A 21,446-nucleotide genomic window follows, 5' to 3' on the forward strand; every position below is an offset into this window, starting at 1 on the left:
TGTGCGATTTATATTAAAACATTTGATTTCCATAATATTTGCGATTATTATTGTACTATTGATACAAGCATTTGTAATTACAGGTGCTGTCATAAAGGATGATAAGATGGCACCAAACCTTAAACAAGATGATCGAATTATTGTAAATAAGATTAAAACTACGTTTAACTTATTAGATAATAATGATATTATAATGTATCGTGAAGCCGATGAAATTCAATTTAGTAGAATTATCGGCAAACCTGGGCAATCTATTGCGTATAAGAACGGGACGTTATATAGAGATGACAGGACAGTTGATGAGCCTTATGCGAGTAATAGTATAAATGATTTATCACTTAGAAATATTAAGCAATCTGAAGGAGATATCATTCCACCGAATGCTTATTTTGTACTCAATGATAATCGTGAAAATAAACAAGATTCTAGAACGACTGGATTTATACAGAAAGAAGATATTATTGGAAATGTGAGTTTGAGATATTTTCCATTTGAAAAATTCACAGTGAACTTTAATTAAATAGACGAGGTGTAAAAATTGAAAAAAGAGATATTGGAATGGATTGTGTCGATTGTCGTTGCAGTAGCGTTAGTATTACTAATTGTAAATTTTGTGGCAAAACCATATACTGTTAAAGGTGATTCCATGGATCCTACGCTAAAAGACGGCGAACGTGTCATGGTCAATTTGTTTGGTTATAAATTTGGCGATATAAAAAATGGTAACGTCATTGTTTTTCATGCAAATAAAGAAAGCGACTATGTTAAACGTGTTATCGGTACTTCAGGCGATAACGTTGAATATAAAAAAGACAAATTGTTTGTAAATGGTAAAGAAGTAGAAGAACCATATTTAGATTCAAATAAAAAAAATAAACAATATGAATATATTACAGGTAGCTTTGAAACAAAAGATTTAAACCAAGTAGATGGAAAAAATAAAATTCCTGAAGACAAGCTACTTGTGCTCGGTGATAATCGTGAAGTAAGTAAAGATAGCCGTTCATTTGGTTTAATAGATGAAGATCAAGTCGTTGGTAAAGTATCATTTAGTTTCTGGCCACTTAATGAAATGAAATTTGGTTTTGATCCTGATACAGATCAAAATAAATAATAACTGAATTTAAGGTATAGATACCTAATATAATAAAAAAGTGCTAATCTGTTAATTTAATGGATTAGCACTTTTTTTATATAAAAATCTATGACATTAAATAAGTTTCATTCATCGGTGTAGTGATAATTTAAATTAGAGATGATTAGGGAATTTGAAAATACATATGAAGGTTCATTTTGTTTTTATAAACAACTGGTTCACATACTTAACAGAGTTGGAGAAATCAGGTTAAAGATTCACAATGTACAAGCTTTTCTATGTTAAAATGTGAATCAAAGGAGTGGAAGTTTGCCATGGAATTAAATGCTTATATTGGAAGAGCAGGAACAGGGAAGTCACATGAAATCATTGAAGAAATTAAAAGTAAAATGAAACAAGATCCACTAGGTGATCCCATTGTATTAATTGCTCCTACGCAAAATACTTTTCAACTCGAACAAGCATTTGTAAACGATCCTGAACTAAGTGGTAGTCTTAGAACAGAAGTGCTACACTTTGAACGTTTGAGTTACCGTGTGTTTCAAGAAGTCGGTGGCTTGATGGAACAACAGTTATCAAAAGCAGGTACAGAGATGATGATTTATGATATCATCCAACAACATCAAACAGAGTTGAGACTTTATCGCTCTCAAGTTAAATACTATGGTTTTAGTGAAAAACTTTATGAACAAATACAAGATTTTAAAAAATATGCAGTTTCTCCAGAACAATTAGAGGAATATATAGCTGCAAATCACTTACAAACACGCACGAAACATAAATTGCAGGACATTGCGCTCATTTATAAACATTTAGAAGATAGAATAAATGGTGAATATGTATCAACTGAGGATTCTCTTCAACGCTTTATAACGATGATGGATCAATCTGAGTGGTTGAAGCGAGCTGAAATATATATCGATGGTTTTCATAACTTTTCGACGTTAGAATATCAAATTATTCGAAGCTTAGTAAGTTATGCGAAAAAGGTTACCGTGGTGTTAACTACAGATGGAGACAAAGATATGTTTAGTTTATTTAGAAAACCATCTGAATCTTTAACGCATATTGAAGACATCGCTAATGACTTAAATATTAAGGTGAATACTAAACATTTTAACGAAACAAAGCGTTTTAACAATAACGATTTAACACATTTAGAGCATAACTTTAATGCATTGCAATTCGAGCCAATCCCGGTACAAGGTAATATTGAAATTCTAGAGGCCTCTGTAATGCGTGAAGAAATTAATGAAGTAGCGCGTCGTATATTGAGAGAAAACCGCGAACAAGGTCGACGTTTTCAAGATATCGCAATTTTATATAGAGATGAATCTTATGCATATTTAATGGAATCGATTTTGCCGCAATACGATATTCCATACAATATAGACATTAAAGAATCTATGACACATCACCCTATTATGGAAATGATACGCTCACTCATTGAAGTTATACAAACGAATTGGAATTTTGATCCACTCATGCGTCTATTTAAGACAAATATACTATCTAAAAAGTTTAAAGATAGTCATTATCTTATTGATATTTTAGAAAACTTTGTACTTGAACGGGGTATTTATGGCAAACGTTGGATTGATGAAAAATACTTCCATGTTGAACAATTTAGGAAAATGGGCTTAAAACGCCAACCATTAACTGATGAAGAACGTGAAACGTTTGAACGTGTAATTCAAATGAAAACAGATGTTATTGATAAAGTGATGATGTTTGAAGAAAAAATGAATACTGCTACAACTGCAATTGAATTTGCGACAGCTTTTTATGAAGCTATAGAAGCATTTGATTTACCAAGTCAATTGATGACAGAGCGAGACACATTAGATGTTGAGGGTGAACATAAAAAAGCAGAAGAAATTGACCAGATATGGAATGGTTTTATTCAAACATTGGACGATTTAGTTACTGTTTTTGGCGAACAGACTATGACTCAAACACGTTTTTTAGAATTGTTTGATATTGGATTAGAGCAATTAGAATTTGTGATGATACCACAAACGATTGATCAAGTGAGCATAGGGACAATGGATTTAGCTAAAGTTGATAACAAAGTACATGTATACCTTGTCGGTGTAAATGATGGGGTCATGCCACAAACCGTTTCATCATCGAGTTTGATTACAGACGATGAAAAGAAATACTTCCAAGAACAGTCAACGATAGAATTGAGTCCAACGGCAGATATATTACAAATGGATGAAGCATTTGTGTGCTACATTGCTATGACAAGAAGCCGTGCAGCTGTAACATTTTCTTATTCTTTGATGAGCACAAGTGGAGATGAAAAAGAACCGAGTCCATTTTTAAATCAAATTCAACAGTTATACACAAATTTAGACATTGAAAATATTCATCATCAACACCAAGCTAACCCGTTGTCATTAATGGAACATCCACATCAAACTAAAATTGCATTATTTGAATCATTAAAAGCATGGTTAGATGATGAAATTGTCGCTGACACATGGTTAGACACATATCAAGTGATGAGAGACGATGACAACTTAAACGATGGTTTGAGTTATTTATTGTCGGCATTAACGTATGATAATGAAACAGTACAATTAAGTGAATCATTGTCAACAGATTTATATGGTAAGACGATTAATGCAAGTGTATCCAGATTTGAAGGGTATCAGGCTTGTCCATTTAAACATTTCGCATCACATGGTTTACGACTTAACGAACGTACAAAATACAAACTTGAAAATTTTGATTTAGGCGATATTTTCCATCAAGTATTGAAATTCATTTCAGAAAAAGTGAATGGTGATTTTAAAAACTTAAACACGAAGCAAATTCATAAATTAACATTAGAGGCTTTATCTGAAATACTACCTGAAGTGCAATTTAACTTGTTGAATTCAACGGCTTACTACCGTTATTTATCACAACGTATCGGTGCTATAGTTGAGACAACATTGACTGCGCTCAAATATCAAGGCAGTCATACAAAATTCACGCCACAACGTTTCGAAGCAGGGTTTAGAAGAAAGCCACGTGATAATAGTGAATTGTTAGCTGAGCCATTGAAGACAACACAAGGTGTTCCGATCAACATTCGTGGACAAATTGACCGTATTGATACATATCAGCACGGTGATCAAAGTTTTGTGAATATTATTGATTATAAGTCTTCAAAATATAGTGGGACACTGGATTTAACTAAAGTTTATTATGGTATGCAAATGCAGATGATGACGTATATGGATATCGTGTTACAAAATAAATCACGTCTAGGTTTAACAGAAATGACTAAACCAGGAGGGCTTTTATATTTTCATGTTCATGAACCGCGTATTAAATTGGCGTGGAACCAATTAAACGAAGATAAACGAGATACAGAGTTTATAAATTCATTTAAATTAAGTGGGTTATTGAATAGTGATGACTCTGTATTAGACGCTTTTGATACAAGATTAGAACCAAGTTATAATTCTGATATTGTACCACTTGGATTGAAAAAAGACGGAGGAATTAAAAGTAACAGTAAAGTTGCTGATGAAGAAACAATTTATAAATTAATAAAGCATAATAAAAAGAACTTTATTGAAACTGCGTCCAGTATTATGGATGGCCATACAGAAGTTGCACCGATGAAATATAATCAAACGCTGCCTTGTGAATTTTGTAATTATAAATCTGTATGTCATGTAGATGGTGCGATTGATAGCAAACGTTATCGTACTGTAGATGAGTCGATTAATCCGTTAGAAGCAGTGCAAAATGTGGAGTTAGAAAGCGAGGAAGATGAATTATGAGTCAAATCCCAGCAAAGCCAGCTGATACAAGATGGACCGATAACCAATGGAAAAGTATTTATGCCAAAGGACAAGATGTACTTGTAGCTGCGGCTGCAGGATCAGGAAAAACAGCTGTTTTAGTTGAGCGCATTATTCAGCGGATTATCAAAGATGAAATAGATGTTGACCGCTTACTTGTAGTAACTTTTACAAATGCAAGTGCACGTGAAATGAAACATCGTGTAGATCAACGTATTCAAGAAGCATCTATGGCATCACCTGATAATGCACATTTGAAAAATCAGCGGATCAAAATTCATCAAGCACAAATTTCTACACTCCATAGTTTTTGTTTGAAATTAATACAACACCATTACGATGTTTTAGATATTGATCCAAACTTTAGAACAAGCAGTGAAGCGGAAAATATTTTACTGCTTGAACAGACGATTGATGAAGTATTGGAAAGTCACTATGATGTGTTAGATCCAAGTTTCGTAGATTTAACGGAACAGTTATCATCTGATCGAAATGATGACCAACTACGAAATACGATTAAGCAAATGTTTTATTTTAGTGTGGCGAATCCAAATCCTTTAACTTGGCTGCAAAATTTAGCTGACCCTTATTATGATGCGGAGCAACAAGATGATTTACTACAATTATTGAATGAATTAGCAATGATTTTTATGAATTCAGCATTAGAAGCGTTGAATAAAAGTTATGATTTATTCATGATGCTAGAAGAAGTAGATAAACAAGTAGCTGTATTAGAGAAGGAACGACACTTTTTAAATCAAGCGATGGAAGGCGGTCAATTGAATACGCAAGTCATTGCTGAACACCAATTTGAAGCGCGTTTCCCAGCTAAAAATAAGAAGATTAAAGAAGCAAATGAGATGATGCTTGATGCATATGATGATGGTAAAAAACACTATGATCAATATAAAGCATTGGTCTCAAAAGTTCAGGAAGATTATTTTTCACGTGAGGCTGAAGAATTGAAACATGATATGCAGCGCTTAGCACCGAGAGTATCATATCTAACACAAGTGACAGCAGATGTAATAAAACAATTTAATTCGAAAAAAAGAAGTAGAAATCTCTTGGATTTTTCTGATTATGAACATTTTGCGTTGCGTGTGTTAATGAATGATGACGGTGCGCCTTCAGAAATTGCGGACATGTACCGCCAACAATTTGAAGAAATTCTTGTTGACGAATATCAAGATACGAACAGAGTTCAAGAGAAAATATTATCGTGTATTAAACGAGGTAATGAATCAGATGGTAACTTATTCATGGTCGGTGACGTGAAACAGTCTATCTATAAATTTAGACAGGCAGATCCAAGTTTATTTATAGGAAAATATAATCGTTTTTCATTAGATGGTTTAGAAAATGGTATGAGAATTGATTTATCACAAAACTTCCGTTCAAGAGAAGAAGTACTGACGACGACTAATTACTTATTCAAACATATGATGGATAAAGCAGTAGGGGAAATTGTATATGATGATGCGGCACAATTGTATTATGGCGCCCCTTACGATGATAAGCCTCATGATGTTCAGATGAATATGTTGGTAGAAGATGCTGAGTCTGATTTAAACGGTGCAGAACAAGAAGCTGAGTATATCGTTCAGCAAGTTGAAAAAATAATGGCTAAACATGAAATATATGATATGAAATTAGAGCAATATCGTAAACCAAGCTATAAAGACATCGTGATACTTGAACGTTCATATGGGCAGGCGCGTAAGATTCAACAGGCGTTTAAAGACCACAATATACCGTTCCATGTGAATAGTAAGGAAGGGTATTTTGAACAAGTAGAAATACGGTTGATATTATCATTTTTAAGAACAGTTGATAATCCATTACAAGATATCTATTTAGTAGGATTAATGCGTTCTGTGATTTATCAATTCACTGAAGATGAATTATCAAATATTCGCGTATTTAGTCCTAATGATGATTATTTTCATCAATCAATTAAAAATTATATGGCAAATGATGTTGCAAATAAAAAATTGGTAAAAAAATTAAATGCGTTTCTAAAAGATATAGAGATGTATCAACATTATAGCCAAAGTCATCCAGTTTATCAGCTGATTGATAAGTTTTATAATGATCATTATGTGATTCAATATTTTAGTGGAATTGTTGGAGGCAAAGGGCGTCGCGCCAATTTATATGGATTATTTAATAAAGCAGTAGAATTTGAGAATTCCAGTTTCCGTGGTTTATATCAATTTATACGTTTTATAGATGAATTAATAGAACGTGGTAAAGATTTTGGAGAAGAAAACGTTATTGGTCCAAATGATGATGTGGTTAGAATGATGACGATTCATAGTAGTAAAGGGTTAGAATTTCCATTTGTAATATATTCTGGGTTATCTCGTAAGTTCAGAAGAGATGATTTACATAGACCAGTGATTTTAAATCAAACTTATGGTTTAGGAATGACTTATTACGATGTGGAAAGTAACTTATCGTACCCTTCGCTATCATCCGTTACGTATAAAGCCATTGCAGAAAAAGAAATGGTCTCTGAAGAAATGAGACTCATATACGTTGCGCTCACACGTGCAAAAGAACAATTATTTTTAATTGGACGTGTTAAGGCTGAGAAGGAATTAACTCAGTTTGAACAAGTTTCTGTGTCGGATACCCATTTGCCTGTAAGTTATCGACTAACTGCGCAAAGACCGATTGATATAATTTACCCAATATTGTCAAAACATCAGTCGTCTGCTTTACCGATTGAATTGCGTTTTGAACGCTCAATTGGTGACATCGATGCAACGATGAAACCCTATGTTCAATTGAATACAGATTTTTATCAAGATATTGCATCAGAAGCGGTAGTAGAAGAAAGTGAACGTCGCACGATAGAAGATATTGAGACAATGAATACGAATGATGAAACAATTAAATCACAAATTCATCAACAGCTGAGCTATACGTATCCGTATCAAGATGCTATAGATAAACCTTCGAAGCAGTCCGTATCTGAATTAAAACGTCAATTAGACACGGAACAAGCAGATACAAATTATGATAGAGTGAGACAATATCGTATAGGAACATCGTCTTATGAAAGACCTGGCTTTTTAAGTCATAGCTCTAAAAGGAAAGCAAATGAAGTTGGTACACTGATGCATACAGTGATGCAACATCTACCATTTAAACGCGACGGCCTATCACAAAGTGAATTACATGCACATATTAATCACATGATTGAAAAACATATCATACCGGAAGATGCGAAAGACGATATTCGCTATGAGGATATCTACACTTTTATTGATAGTAAACTATATGCAACCATTGCATCCAGTGATGAAATATATCGTGAATTACCATTCGTTGTGAATCAATCCAATGTGGATCATTTAAAAACAGTTGACGAAGATGCTTCAATCATTCAAGGTATGATAGACCTTATATTTTTAAAAGATAATCAATATTATTTTGTAGATTATAAGACAGACGCATTTAATAGACGTCGGAATATGTCAGATGAAGAAATTGGTGCTCAATTAAGAGAGCGTTATAAGATACAAATGGAATATTACCGCACCACACTAGAAACAATATTAAAAACCGAAGTTAAAGGATATTTATATTTCTTTAAATTTGGTCAACTTTCAATTGATACTTAAATTTCCAAAAGAGGTGCTATATTGTGTCACCGCAACGCAGATTATTTGAATTAGATGCATTACGTGGTTTTAGTTTGTTTGGCATCATATTAATGAATATTTTAGTTTTTAGTTTTCCTTATGAGGAAACATATCTACCTGGCGTATTGCATGGTGCCGATGAATGGCTATTCCGCGTTGTTACACTTTTCGTTATCAGTTCATTTTATCCAATATTTACAATGTTATTTGGATATGGATTAGCCATTATGTATGAAAATAGTAAACGTAGGGGGATGTCTTATTATCCTTTTATATATCGAAGATTAGTAGTTTTACTTATTTTTGGTGTACTACATGGCTATTTTTTATTTAATGGAGATATTTTATTTGGTTATGGTTTTACTGGTATGATTGCAGTGCTATTTATCAAATTGAAACCTAAGACTCTAATTAAATCAGCTGTTGGTTTATTTATAATGAAAATTGTCATATTGATGATCCCAATTTCTTTAGCGTACTGGAATAAAGGACGACATGAAGCGAGTAATTATTCAGGTAAGTCACTCGCACAATTGGTTGATATCAAACAAAACGGTCATTACTTTGAATTCTTACAAGTTAATGGATTGGAAAGTAAATATAGCGTTATAGATATTGTTACAAGAGCTGCATATCTTGATCTTTTACCTTACATACTTATAGGTATTGCCGCACAAAAATTAAGTTTGATAACTAAGATTCAAAACAACCCACGCAGTGCCATGACTTGGGGTAGTACTTTATTTATTATCGGTTATTTTATTAAACTTCCATTTGCTTTAGATTATGCAAACAATACATTTTCAATCATAAGTTCAATGGTTGGCGGTCCGATTCTTGCGATGGGATACATTTTGATCTTTGTTCGTTTATGTCAATATGCCAAAACTGCGAAAGTACTAGACATTTTTAAATATCCTGGAAAACTCAGTTTATCAGTTTATATATCACAAAGTATCATTTTCACATTCATTTATTATGACGTAGGCTTAAGTTTATACAACAAGTTACCGCTCTATCAATCTTATATTATTGTAGTAGTCGTATATAGTTTGCAACTTTTAGCTTGTTATTATTATTTGAAATTCTTTAAATATGGACCCATCGAGTGGTTATGGCGAAAAATTACTTACTTAAAATAAGACACATTAGAGACAAAACAATAGAATTTTGAAAATTCTAGTTATTTATTTGTTATTTAGTAGTAAATATAGTTATAATATGTAATAAGATATAGATGAGGAGCTGATATTGAATGAAATTCCTATCATTCAGACATGAAGGACAGACATCATATGGTGTGAAAGTAAAACGTGAAGAAGCTGCGTGGGACTTACAAAAAGTTTTTGCAGATTTTTCTGAGGGCACGTTCCATCCTAAAACGTTATTAGACGGCCTTCAACAAAACCAAGTCGTAGATTTTCAAGAAGAAGTTCGTAAAGCAGTTGTTGCTGCAGAAGATAGTGGTAAAGGCGAAGATTATAAAGTACAATTTGATGACATTGAATTTTTACCACCAGTAACACCAACTAATAATGTCATTGCCTTTGGACGTAATTATCAAGATCATGCTAACGAATTAAATCACGAAGTTCAACGCTTGTACGTATTTACTAAAGCCGCTTCTTCATTAACTGGAGATAATAGTACAATTCCTAATCATAAAGATATTACAGATCAATTAGATTATGAAGGGGAATTAGGTATTGTTATTGGAAAATCTGGTGAAAAAATACCAAAAGGCTTAGCATTAGATTACATTTACGGTTATACAATTATTAATGATATTACAGACCGTAAAGCTCAAGACGCACAAGATCAAGCATTCTTATCTAAAAGTTTAACTGGCGGATGCCCAGTTGGACCTTACATCGTAACTAAAGATGAATTACCTACACCTGAAGACGTGAATATTGTTACAAAAGTAAACAATGATATTCGTCAAGATGGTAATACGAGTGCAATGATTCTTAAAATAGATGAATTAATTGAAGAAATTTCTAAATATGTTGCTTTACATCCAGGTGACATTATTGCAACTGGCACACCTGCTGGCGTAGGCGCAGGAATGAATCCTCCGCAATTTTTACAACCAGGTGATGAAGTTAAAGTTACAATTGATAACATTGGTACACTGACTAATTTTATCGCAGAAAAATAAACGATAGATATATTAACCGGGCTGACGTATGTGATGCCCGGTTTTAATATGCGAAAAATAGAATTAACATTGCAATAATGGGCATATTCAAATAAAATAAGTAGTGCAGAATTTCTTTTTTGAAAAATATACTTATTTTGAGTATGATTAAGAAAGGTACCTTTTATTTTACTAATTAAAAGGTGCAACATACTTCTGTTTTACATATTATTGAAGTAAAAATTGTGTGGGGGTTATATATTATGTTACACATGCATATTGCAAGTTGGGTGTTATTAATAATCTTGTTCTTTGCTGCTTATTTTAATTTTTCAGTAAAACAAGGCGCATCACCTTACTTTAAACCGATTCATATGCTCTTAAGAGTGTTTATGGTATTAGTTTTAATTTCAGGTTTTTGGACGTGGATTCAAGCATTTTCATCTGGTAACGCTGGTGGGCATATGTTACTTACATTGAAAATGATTGGTGGCGTAGCAGTAGTTGCACTTATGGAAGTGTCACTTGCAAAACGTAAAAAAGGTCAATCAAGTCATAGTTTATTGTGGACAACGATTATTGTTATTTTAATTACTATGCTTTTAGGTATTATCTTGCCATGGGGACCAATTACGCAACTATTTGGTTTATAAAAAATTTGAAACATAAATCAAGTTCAATTAAAAAGGGATCTTCCAATTTTGGAAGATCCCTTTTTAGTTTGAATCATTAGTGCTATTTATTACGCGCTTTGTAACCAATCATATTAATGATATCTTTAGGTCTACTATAGGGCGGGGCATAAGCAACTTCAAATTCTGTTAGTTCGTCTATAGTTAGTTTATGCATCATTGCCATAGAGAGCACATCTATACGTTTGTCTGCACCTTTCTTTCCAACAGCAGCCGCACGTAAAATACGTCGGTTCCTTTTGTCAAAATGAATGCGTAAATGTAACTTTGAATTACCTGGATAATAACCTGCATGTTCTCCTTGTTTGGCTTCAACAGTTTCATAGTCGAAGTTCGAAAGTTCTTGTGGAGATACACCGACACTTGCAAATGTATAATCGAAAAATTTCACAATATTTGAACCTAAATAGCCTTTAAATTGTATAGATGGGTCACCGGCTAATTGTTCTGCAATGATACTTGCACCACGATGAGCACCCCAAGCTAATGGGATATGTGCATTTAAATCTACATGGCGATAATGTGAAGTGATAATATCGCCTAAAGCATAGATGTTAGGAATATTAGTTTGAAACTGATTATTCACTGGTACATAGCCCTTGTCATCTAGAATGACATTGGATGACTCAATAAATGATGAATTTGGTTTGACTCCGATACCTTCTATTATAAGGTCGTAATCTTCGACTTTACCTGACTCAAAGTGTACTTCATTACCAATGACTTTGGACACTTGTTCATTTAAACGATAGTCTATATGTCTTTTTTTAATTTCATCGATAATTGGCTGGTTCATGTCTTCGTCCATTAATTTATTGAGATGTGTTGAACGATGGACTAATGTAGGTGCGATACCTCTTTCATATAAATTATCTAGAATTTCTAAACCAATATAGCCAGCGCCGATTACGAGCGCTTTTTTAACTTGGTTTGCTTCTATAAAGGATTCAATTGCATCTGTATCTTCCATATTTCTTAAAGTAAATGACATATCGCTGTTTAAGTTTAACGTATTAGCGCTACAACCAGGGCTTAGAATTAATGTGTCATATCGTTCTTCAAAGGTTTTATCTTGTGTGTAATCGTAAACAGTTATGGTTTGTGAAGTATCATTGATTGAGGTTACTTCATGATAAGGTTTCACTACAATCTGTTTAGCATCATAAAATGATTCTGGTGTTGCTTCTAATATTTGATCTCTTGATGCTACGACATTTCCTAAATAATAGGGCAATGCACAGTTCGCAAAACTCATATCACGATCTTTTTCAAAGATCACGATTTCACTTTCTTGATCCAATCTTCTTATTTGGCTGGCGACAGTCGCACCACCAGCAACAGCACCAACGACTATGATCTTATTCATAATAAATTGCCTCCTAGTGAGTAAATATCATATTAAATATAAGATTTTACAGTTACTTCATACGGAATGTTTAATTGGAAGTAATCATTTAAGTAACGACCAATACCATCATTATTATTTGAATGCGTAATTTCATTCGCAATATGTTTTAATTCATCCAAGCCATTTTCCATTGCGATACCATGTTTTGCGTATTTAATCATTTCTAAATCATTATCTTCATCGCCGAATGCGATAATATGATTTCTATCAATGTCTAAATGTGTTTTAACATAATCAATACCGCGTGCTTTGCTGATACCTTGTTTTACAATTTCTATAACTGGGAAAGGTGAACCCCATCTACGGTGTTCAATATTTTCTGCATAGAATCGTGTAAGCATTTGTTTAACTCTAGGAATCATAAATTCTTCTGCTTCTACTAAAATTGAAGTCGGTGATTCATTTAAACAAGTAAGTAAATCGCCTGTTTCAATTTTTGGCGTACCCATGGAAAAACCATCGAATAATTTTTGATCATAGCTATTAAGAAATACATAATCTTTCACTTCTGCAATAATATTAGTAACGCCAAAATCATTTAAAGATTGAATAATATTTCGAGCTAAATCAAAATCTAATCTTTCATGCATTGTTTCAAATTGATCATCTTTTGGATGATGTACAAATGCGCCATTAAAGTTAACGACAGGTGTATTCATATTAAGTTCATGATAATAAATTTGGCTTGCTCTGTAAGGTCGACCAGTAGCGATCATTAATTTGTGACCTTGATTTTGTAAAGTTGTTAGTACTTCTTTGGTATATGGTGTGATCACTTTTTCGTCGTTCAAAAGTGTTCCGTCTAAATCTAGACAAATTAAATAAGGTTTCATGTAAATCTCCTTAATCTTTGATAATTGATGTATGAATATCATAGCATTTTATTGGCGTTTTGTAAGATATTTGATATATTGTTAATAAGATTAAATACGGAGAGGTGAAATTTATGGAGGAAGATTTAAAAGATAGCATATTAGGTGCTTTAGAAATGGTAATTGACCCTGAGTTAGGAATTGATATTGTGAACTTAGGCTTAATATATAATGTGAATGTTGATGATGAAGGCTTATGTACAGTAGATATGACACTGACTTCTATGGGTTGTCCAATGGGGCCGCAGATTATGAATCAAGTGAAAGAAGTATTAGCTGAAGTTCCGGAAGTTAAGGATACAGAGATTAATATCGTTTGGAGTCCACCATGGGGCAAAGATAAGATGTCTCGTTACGCTAAGATAGCTTTAGGCGTAAGCTAAGCTTTAATATTTAGAATGAAAACTAGTCTAGTAAGTACGTTTTAAATGTACTTTCACTTAGGCTAGTTTTTTTTGTCTGAAAATTTCGAGCAATTTAAGGTGTTTATTTTTATATTATCCAATTCATTTAAAATGTTGCGGTAATAGGTTGCTACGCAGAATTACCTTATCGTTATATTAAGACACCATTTAGAAAGAATGGCTTCAAAACATTTACGTTAAATAAGCTTAATAAGGACAGATTTATTAGAACTGTAATATTGATTATTATTTTGATTCCAAGGCTATTCGTTTTTGTAGGGGCTTTTGATCATTGAGGTAAAGATACAGGTTCGAATAAAAAACTTTTAATACAGAAAAAATTGAGAAAAATTTAGTACATACCATACCATCTGAAGAACAATTAGATGAATTAATTGGTAAATTTAGTAGCGCTAAAGTTTATTTAATAAACACGCGTCTACCAAGAAATTATGAGAGTCACGTTAATGCGTTGATGAATAATGCAGCTAAAAAGCATGATAATGTCACGCTCATCGATTGGTACAAACGTTTTGAGGGGCACTCTGAATACTTTGCACCAGATGGTATTCATTTAGAAAAGTCAGGTGTTGAAGCTATGACTGATGAAATATTAAAACATATACTATCTAAAAAATAATGCATAATGTAGGAAGTAATATGTGAAAGTTTGTGATTAAAAGTAATATAAAAACGCCCCCAATTTTTGAGAACGCTCAGAATGTCGACAAAGTCTTATGCTTTGTCGACATTTTTATGCATGTTTTCCAAGGCTATAGCTTCAAACTGTAGTCTTTGACTAGTGCTGTATTAACTAGTCAAGAGTGGTCATAAAGTAGCACTATGATGAATTGCATCTTTATCTTTAATATTTTTTATCTTCTTTATGAATAGGGTAGTCATTCGCACTCATATCACGTCTTGTCATGAGTCCATTGGCATTAAATTCCCAATGTTCATTACCATGTGTACGCATCCACTGATTTGTACTTGCATCTCGCCATTCGTATTCAAATCTAACAGATATACGATTGTCAGTATAGCACCACAATGCTTTCATTAATTTATAATCTAGTTCTTTATCCCATTTTCTATAAAGAAATGCTTTAATTTGCTCACGACCTTCGAAAAATTCACTACGGTTTCTCCAAACTGAGTCTTCTGTATATGCTAAGCACACTTGTTCTGGATTTCTAGTATTCCATGCAGTTTCTGCCATTTTCACTTTTTGTAAGGCGGTCTGCGCATTGAAAGGTGGCACAGGCGTTTTCATTTCTTCAGTCATTTTGGACACATCCTTTATTGTAAAGTTACAAGCAGTCTAGCAGAGTATACATTTTAATCCAATTTTTACAATGTTATTTAAAAGTATAAAAACAGTGTTTAAGCGTAGTAGAAAATGGGCAAAACACTGATATACATTGACTTATAAAAGAATAAAATAAATTTTAAAATGTAGACTAATTTGTTGATTATTTAAATGAAAAGGACTATAATTAAATTAAGGTCAAAGAAAGTCAAAGTCAAACTTGATTTGTTTTGATCAAACTCTTAATGGTGAGGTGAATCATTTTGGATATTAATCAAATGACCTATGCAGTTCAAGGTGCTTTACAAAAAGCAGTTGAATTGGCAAAAGAAAATGAGAATCAAAATATAGAAATTGAAGCTGTGCTTAAAGCAGCACTTGAAGAAAATGAAAGCTTATTTAAAAGTGTTCTAGAAAGAGCAAATATTGATACAGAACAACTTGTTAAAGCATATAATGAAAAATTAAAAAGTTATCCATCGGTTCAAGGAGAAAACATTCAATATGGGCAATACATCAGTCCTAAAGCAAATGAACTTATAAATAAAGCAGAATCTTATATGAAGTCCTATGAAGATGAATATATATCTATGGAACATCTTATACTTTCTGCCATGGAAATTGATGAAACAACAAAACAGTTTATCGGTAACAAAAAAGAGGTTATCAAAGAAATTATTAAAAAAATAAGAGGGGGTAATCACGTGACGTCACAAAATCCAGAATCAAATTATGAAGCATTAGAAAAATATGGTCGCGATTTAGTTGAAGAAGTACGTAAAGGTAATATGGACCCAGTCATTGGTCGTGACGAAGAAATTAGAAATACAGTCAGAATTTTAAGTAGAAAAACAAAAAACAACCCAGTATTGATTGGTGAACCTGGTGTTGGTAAAACAGCTATTGTTGAAGGTCTGGCCCAACGTATTGTACGTAAAGATGTGCCTGAATCTTTACTAGATAAAACGATTTTTGAATTAGATTTAAGTGCACTTGTAGCAGGTGCCAAATATCGTGGTGAATTTGAAGAACGTTTGAAAGCAGTATTAAAAGAAGTGAAAGATTCAGATGGTAGAATTTTATTATTTATTGATGAAATCCATATGCTTGTTGGTGCGGGTAAAACAGAAGGTGCTATGGACGCTGGGAATATGTTGAAACCTATGCTTGCACGCGGTGAATTACATTGTATTGGTGCAACAACGTTAAATGAATACAGAGAATATATTGAAAAAGATTCGGCTTTAGAACGTCGTTTCCAAAAAGTAAATGTATCTGAACCTGATGTAGAAGACACAATTTCAATTTTACGTGGACTAAAAGAGCGTTACGAAGTGTATCACGGTGTCCGTATACAAGACAAAGCAATCGTAGCAGCTGCAGAATTATCAGATCGCTATATCACAGATCGTTTCTTACCTGATAAAGCGATTGATTTAGTGGATCAAGCTTGTGCAACAATCCGTACTGAAATGGGTTCTAATCCTACTGAACTAGATCAAGTCAATAGACGTGTGATGCAATTAGAAATAGAAGAAAGTGCCTTAAAAAATGAATCTGACAATTTAAGTAAACAGCGTTTACAAGAATTGCAACAAGAATTATCTAATGAAAAAGAAAAACAAAATGCGATACAATCTCGTGTTGAAGAAGAAAAAAGTAAAATAGCAAAACTACAAGAAAAACGTACAGAGTTAGATGAAAGTAGAAAAGCATTAGAAGATGCTGAAAACAATTATGATTTAGAAAAAGCAGCGGAATTACAACATGGTAAAATTCCAGAATTAGAAAAAGAATTACGTGAACTTGAAGATGCATTCCAAAACGAACAAAACGGTGATAATGATCGTATTATTCGTGAAATAGTAACAGATGAAGAAATTGGCGATATCGTTAGTTCTTGGACGGGTATACCAGTATCTAAACTTGTTGAAACTGAAAGAGAAAAATTATTAAATCTATCTGATATTTTACATGAACGTGTAGTAGGACAAGATAAAGCAGTAGATTTAGTTGCAGACGCTGTTGTAAGAGCACGTGCAGGTATTAAAGACCCAAATAGACCTATCGGTAGTTTCTTATTCTTAGGTCCAACAGGTGTCGGTAAAACAGAACTAGCTAAATCATTAGCATCAACGTTATTTGATTCTGAAAAACATATGATTCGTATTGATATGAGTGAATATATGGAAAAACACTCAGTTTCACGTTTAATTGGTGCGCCTCCAGGCTATGTAGGTCATGATGAGGGGGGACAATTAACAGAAGCTGTTCGCCGTAATCCATATTCAGTGATATTGTTAGATGAAATTGAAAAAGCGCATTCAGATGTATTTAATGTGCTTTTACAAATATTAGAAGAAGGTCGTTTAACGGATTCTAAAGGGCGAGAAGTTGATTTTAAAAATACAATTATTATTATGACAAGTAATATAGGTTCTCAAGTGCTATTAGAAAACGTTAAGGATGCAGGTGTCATCACAGATGAAACTGAAAAAGCTGTGATGAATAGCTTAAACCAATACTTCAAACCTGAAATTATCAATCGTATGGATGATATTGTACTCTTTAAACCATTAACAATTGGAGATATGAGTTTAATTGTAGATAAAATATTAGCGCAATTGAACATCAGACTTATGTCACAACGACTCTCAATTGATGTGTCTGATAAAGCAAAAGCATGGCTAGGTGAAGAAGCGTATGAACCACAATTTGGTGCTCGACCATTGAAACGTTTTGTTCAAAGACAAATTGAAACACCGTTGGCACGTAAAATGATTAAAGAAAACTTAACAGAAGGCACGAAAGTAAACATAGACTTATCGGATGATGGTTTGACATTTGAAGAAATTAAACCAGACACGGAATAAGTATAATTTTAATTAACAAGCTTCTGATAAGTAAAACATTTAAATAGAGCGTCACCTTAAAATAATAATACGAACCCAATAACAGGAATGGTGTATCACGTAGATAAGAGTCTGAGACATAAATATCCCATTCTCAAATTAAAAGCAGCAATCTATTAGTTTCTAATGGATTGCTGCTTTTCTATGTTAAAATCGGTACAATTATATAAATTCATACAAAAAAATAAGCCACTTTCGTATAATAAAGTTACTCTAACATAACTTTAAAACGAGGTGTCTTATGTATAAGAAGTATAAAAATGTGATTGAAAAGTCGAAATCACTTTATGAAGAACTCATACAAACAGAGATTTTACCTAAGCTCAAATTAGAGATGAATGAAGAAATGAGCAATCAAGATTTAAAAGCTGACAGTGATTTGATGCGACTGCTGACTACAGGATGAGATTGTGCCCGTGGAAAGCGTGCACAAAAAATGCCAACAAAGTCTCTGACTTTGTTGGCATTTTATACGAGTCTAATTATAGACGCGCTCTAATGTTGTTCCTTTGTATCATCATTATTGCCTTTAATAACCATTTCAAATAAAACAATAATAACAGTGAAAAATATCGCGCCTACAATAGGTGTGATGAGGTTGAGCTCGCCACCACCTGCTAAACTATTAAGCACAAAGTTAATCATTTGCAATAAGACAATAGACCAAAATAAAGTTGCGAGGTATTTCATTATGTAATGCCTCCAATATAATATATATAAGTTCATTATAAATAAGAAAGCGCTATTTGTATAGTAGCAAAGTTAGATTCATAGTTTTACATTGTTATAATAGAAGGTTTAAATTATAATTAATCTGTAAAACATCTTATAAGTTAGCTGTTGTTCTTGTATTTGAAATGTGTATTATGTTAAATTAATACCTGGTATTAAAATTAAAATCAAAAATAAGAAGGTGTACAACCATGGACGTGGGTATTAAAGGTTTTGGTGCATACACACCTAAAAATGTTGTAGACAATACCTATTTTGAATCATTTTTAGAAACTTCAGATAAATGGATTTCACAAATGACTGGCATTAAAGAAAGAAGATGGGCAGATGAAGATGAAGAAACTTCAGATTTAGCTTATCATGCAAGTTTAAAAGCGATAGAAGATGCGAATATCGAAGCATCAGAAATTGATATGATTATCGTTGCAACATCAACTGGGGATTTTCCATTTCCTACAGTTGCTAACATATTACAAGAAAAATTAGGCGTTGGCAAAGTTGCATCAATGGATCAACTTGCAGCATGTAGTGGGTTTATGTATGCCATGATAAATGCTAAGCAATTTGTTCAATCAGGAGACTATAAAAATATACTTGTTGTTGGTGCAGATAAATTATCTAAAATCACTGATTTTACAGACCGTTCAACTGCAATTTTATTTGGTGATGGTGCTGGCGCAGTTGTAATTGGAGAAGTATCTGAAGGACGTGGTATTTTAAGCTATGAATTAGGTTCAGATGGTTCAGGCGGTAAATATCTATATTTAAATCCTGAAAATGGAAAAATATCCATGAACGGACGCGAGGTATTTAAATTTGCTGTAAGAATTATGGGTGAAGCGTCTAACAATGCAGTAGCCAAAGCAAATTTAACCCCTGAAGACGTTGACATGTTTGTACCACATCAAGCAAATATAAGAATTATGGAATCAGCGCGAGAACGCTTAGGCATTCCAAAAGAAAAAATGAGTGTTTCAGTAGATAAATATGGGAATACTTCAGCGGCTTCAATACCGTTAAGCATTTCTCAAGAATTAGAAAATGGCAAGATTAAAGATGATGATGTTCTAGTATTAGTAGGATTTGGTGGCGGTCTTACATGGGGCGCTGTAACTTTAAGATGGGGAAAATAGGAGGATAAAATATGACCAAAGAACAACGTGTTGTAATTACAGGAGTTGGAGCATTATCACCTCTTGGTAATGATGCAAAAACATCATGGAATAATGCTCTAAACGGTGTAAGTGGTATTGATACGATTACACGTGTAGATACAACAGATTATAATGTTCATTTAGCGAGTGAGCTAAAAGATTTTAATATAGAAGACCATATGCCTAAAAAAGAAGCACGACGCATGGATCGCTTTACACAGTACGCAGTGGTTGCAGCTAGAGAAGCAGTACAAGATGCTAAATTAGTTATTAACGAAGATACTGCTAATAGAATAGGTGTATGGATTGGGTCTGGTATTGGCGGTATGGAAACATTTGAAATTTCACATAGCCAATTATTAAACCGTGGCCCTAGACGCGTGAGTCCTTTCTTTGTACCAATGCTTATTCCAGACATGGCAGCAGGACAAGTATCAATTGATTTAGGTGCTAAAGGACCCAATGGTGCGACAGTGACTGCATGTGCGACAGGTACGAATTCAATTGGTGAAGCATTTAAAGTTATACAACGTGGAGATGCAGACGCAATGATTTCAGGTGGAGCTGAAGCACCTATAACGCATATGGCGTTAGCAGGTTTCAGTGCAAGTCGTGCCTTATCTACAAATGATGATAAAGAAACAGCTTGTAGACCATTCCAAGAAGGTCGTGATGGTTTTATTATGGGCGAAGGTGCTGGCGTCGTAGTTCTTGAATCTCTAAAGTCAGCTCAAGCGCGTGGCGCAGAAATCTATGCTGAAGTTGTAGGTTATGGTTCAAGTGGCGACGCACATCATATTACTGCACCTTCACCAGAGGGCGAAGGTGGTTCACGTGCAATGCAAGCTGCTTTAGATGATGCTGGTATAGAAGCTAAGGAAGTGCAATATCTTAATGCACACGGTACAAGTACACCAGTTGGAGATCTAACAGAAATCCAAGCAATTAAAAATACGTTTGGACAAGCTGCTGCATCATTAAAGATAAGTTCAACGAAATCTATGACAGGTCATTTACTTGGTGCGACAGGTGGATTAGAGGCAATATTCTCTGCACTTTCTATTAGAGATAGTCGTATAGCGCCAACAATTCATGCAGATTCTCCAGATCCAGAATGTGATCTTGATATTGTACCAAACAAAGCGGAAGACTTAGAAATTAATTACGCGATGAGTAATAGTTTAGGTTTCGGTGGACACAATGCCGTAATCGTATTGAAAAAGTTCGCTGATTAAATCTATAAACTTTCATTTTAAAAGAGTTAAAATGAA

General features: G+C 33.4%; 16 protein-coding genes and 1 pseudogene. 13 read left to right on the forward strand and 4 right to left on the reverse strand.

What is annotated here, in order from left to right:
- The first annotated feature begins 1 nt into the window (after window position 1).
- The 7 genes from lepB (AST02_RS12240) (at window position 2) to AST02_RS12270 (ending at window position 11,345) form a co-directional block, all read left to right on the forward strand.
- Window positions 2-520: a signal peptidase I gene (lepB, locus tag AST02_RS12240; RefSeq protein WP_069818013.1), complete on the forward strand. Its 519-nt coding sequence runs from the start codon at window positions 2-4 to the stop codon at window positions 518-520.
- Window positions 521-538: 18 nt separating this feature from the next.
- A complete protein-coding gene (gene lepB / locus AST02_RS12245; RefSeq protein WP_069818014.1) occupies window positions 539-1,114 on the forward strand; it encodes a signal peptidase I in 576 nt (191 codons plus the stop codon).
- A 296-nt stretch (window positions 1,115-1,410) separates the two neighbouring features.
- Window positions 1,411-4,878 (forward strand): helicase-exonuclease AddAB subunit AddB, encoded by a 3,468-nt coding sequence (addB, locus tag AST02_RS12250; protein ID WP_069818015.1) that lies wholly within the window; start codon window positions 1,411-1,413, stop codon window positions 4,876-4,878.
- Window positions 4,872-8,531 carry a helicase-exonuclease AddAB subunit AddA gene (gene addA / locus AST02_RS12255; RefSeq protein ID WP_176721531.1) on the forward strand — a complete coding sequence of 1,220 codons (3,660 nt, stop codon included), beginning with the start codon at window positions 4,872-4,874 and terminating at the stop codon, window positions 8,529-8,531. Before addB ends, addA begins: the two co-directional genes overlap by 7 nt.
- A 23-nt stretch (window positions 8,532-8,554) precedes the next feature.
- A complete protein-coding gene (locus AST02_RS12260) occupies window positions 8,555-9,694 on the forward strand; it encodes a DUF418 domain-containing protein (RefSeq protein ID WP_069818017.1) in 1,140 nt (379 codons plus the stop codon).
- 113 nt (window positions 9,695-9,807) lie between these two features.
- The gene (locus AST02_RS12265) at window positions 9,808-10,713 is read left to right on the forward strand and encodes a fumarylacetoacetate hydrolase family protein (RefSeq protein WP_069818018.1); all 906 of its coding nucleotides are present in this window, start codon (window positions 9,808-9,810) and stop codon (window positions 10,711-10,713) included.
- A 242-nt stretch (window positions 10,714-10,955) separates the two neighbouring features.
- Window positions 10,956-11,345: a YisL family protein gene (locus AST02_RS12270; protein ID WP_069818019.1), complete on the forward strand. Its 390-nt coding sequence runs from the start codon at window positions 10,956-10,958 to the stop codon at window positions 11,343-11,345.
- Window positions 11,346-11,427: 82 nt separating this feature from the next.
- Here AST02_RS12270 and AST02_RS12275 read toward each other — a convergent pair whose 3' ends face one another.
- Both AST02_RS12275 and AST02_RS12280 read right to left on the reverse strand, forming a co-directional pair.
- Complete coding sequence (locus AST02_RS12275; protein ID WP_069818020.1) at window positions 11,428-12,750, reverse strand: CoA-disulfide reductase; 1,323 nt, start codon at window positions 12,748-12,750, stop codon at window positions 11,428-11,430.
- Window positions 12,751-12,782: 32 nt separating this feature from the next.
- Window positions 12,783-13,625 (reverse strand): Cof-type HAD-IIB family hydrolase, encoded by an 843-nt coding sequence (locus AST02_RS12280; RefSeq protein WP_069818021.1) that lies wholly within the window; start codon window positions 13,623-13,625, stop codon window positions 12,783-12,785.
- Between the two features lie 113 nt (window positions 13,626-13,738).
- Here AST02_RS12280 and AST02_RS12285 point away from each other — a divergent pair, with 113 nt between their 5' ends.
- Together AST02_RS12285 and AST02_RS14640 are read left to right on the forward strand one after the other, a co-directional pair.
- A complete protein-coding gene (locus AST02_RS12285) occupies window positions 13,739-14,047 on the forward strand; it encodes a metal-sulfur cluster assembly factor (RefSeq protein WP_002508116.1) in 309 nt (102 codons plus the stop codon).
- Between the two features lie 394 nt (window positions 14,048-14,441).
- A pseudogene (locus tag AST02_RS14640) lies at window positions 14,442-14,708 on the forward strand (acyltransferase family protein); the annotation flags it as partial.
- 225 nt (window positions 14,709-14,933) lie between these two features.
- Here AST02_RS14640 and AST02_RS12290 read toward each other — a convergent pair.
- Window positions 14,934-15,353, reverse strand: a complete 420-nt coding sequence (locus tag AST02_RS12290; RefSeq protein ID WP_069818022.1) for a nuclear transport factor 2 family protein — start codon at window positions 15,351-15,353, stop codon at window positions 14,934-14,936.
- Between the two features lie 287 nt (window positions 15,354-15,640).
- Between AST02_RS12290 and clpB the strand changes: the two genes are divergently transcribed.
- Both clpB and AST02_RS14420 read left to right on the forward strand, forming a co-directional pair.
- Window positions 15,641-18,250, forward strand: coding sequence for an ATP-dependent chaperone ClpB (gene clpB / locus AST02_RS12295; protein ID WP_069818023.1), 2,610 nt, complete (start codon window positions 15,641-15,643; stop codon window positions 18,248-18,250).
- Window positions 18,251-18,530: 280 nt separating this feature from the next.
- Window positions 18,531-18,695: a hypothetical protein gene (locus tag AST02_RS14420; RefSeq protein ID WP_176721526.1), complete on the forward strand. Its 165-nt coding sequence runs from the start codon at window positions 18,531-18,533 to the stop codon at window positions 18,693-18,695.
- An 89-nt stretch (window positions 18,696-18,784) separates the two neighbouring features.
- Here the strand turns inward: AST02_RS14420 and AST02_RS12300 are convergent, their stop codons facing one another.
- Window positions 18,785-18,979, reverse strand: coding sequence for a DUF2929 family protein (locus AST02_RS12300; RefSeq protein ID WP_069818024.1), 195 nt, complete (start codon window positions 18,977-18,979; stop codon window positions 18,785-18,787).
- Window positions 18,980-19,212: 233 nt separating this feature from the next.
- Between AST02_RS12300 and AST02_RS12305 the strand changes: the two genes are divergently transcribed.
- Together AST02_RS12305 and fabF are read left to right on the forward strand one after the other, a co-directional pair.
- A complete protein-coding gene (locus tag AST02_RS12305; RefSeq protein ID WP_069818025.1) occupies window positions 19,213-20,154 on the forward strand; it encodes a beta-ketoacyl-ACP synthase III in 942 nt (313 codons plus the stop codon).
- 11 nt (window positions 20,155-20,165) lie between these two features.
- Window positions 20,166-21,410, forward strand: coding sequence for a beta-ketoacyl-ACP synthase II (gene fabF / locus AST02_RS12310; protein WP_069818026.1), 1,245 nt, complete (start codon window positions 20,166-20,168; stop codon window positions 21,408-21,410).
- Window positions 21,411-21,446 lie beyond the last annotated feature (36 nt).

Source organism: Staphylococcus equorum, assembly GCF_001747895.1.
Classification (GTDB): Bacteria; Bacillota; Bacilli; order Staphylococcales; family Staphylococcaceae; genus Staphylococcus; species Staphylococcus equorum_A.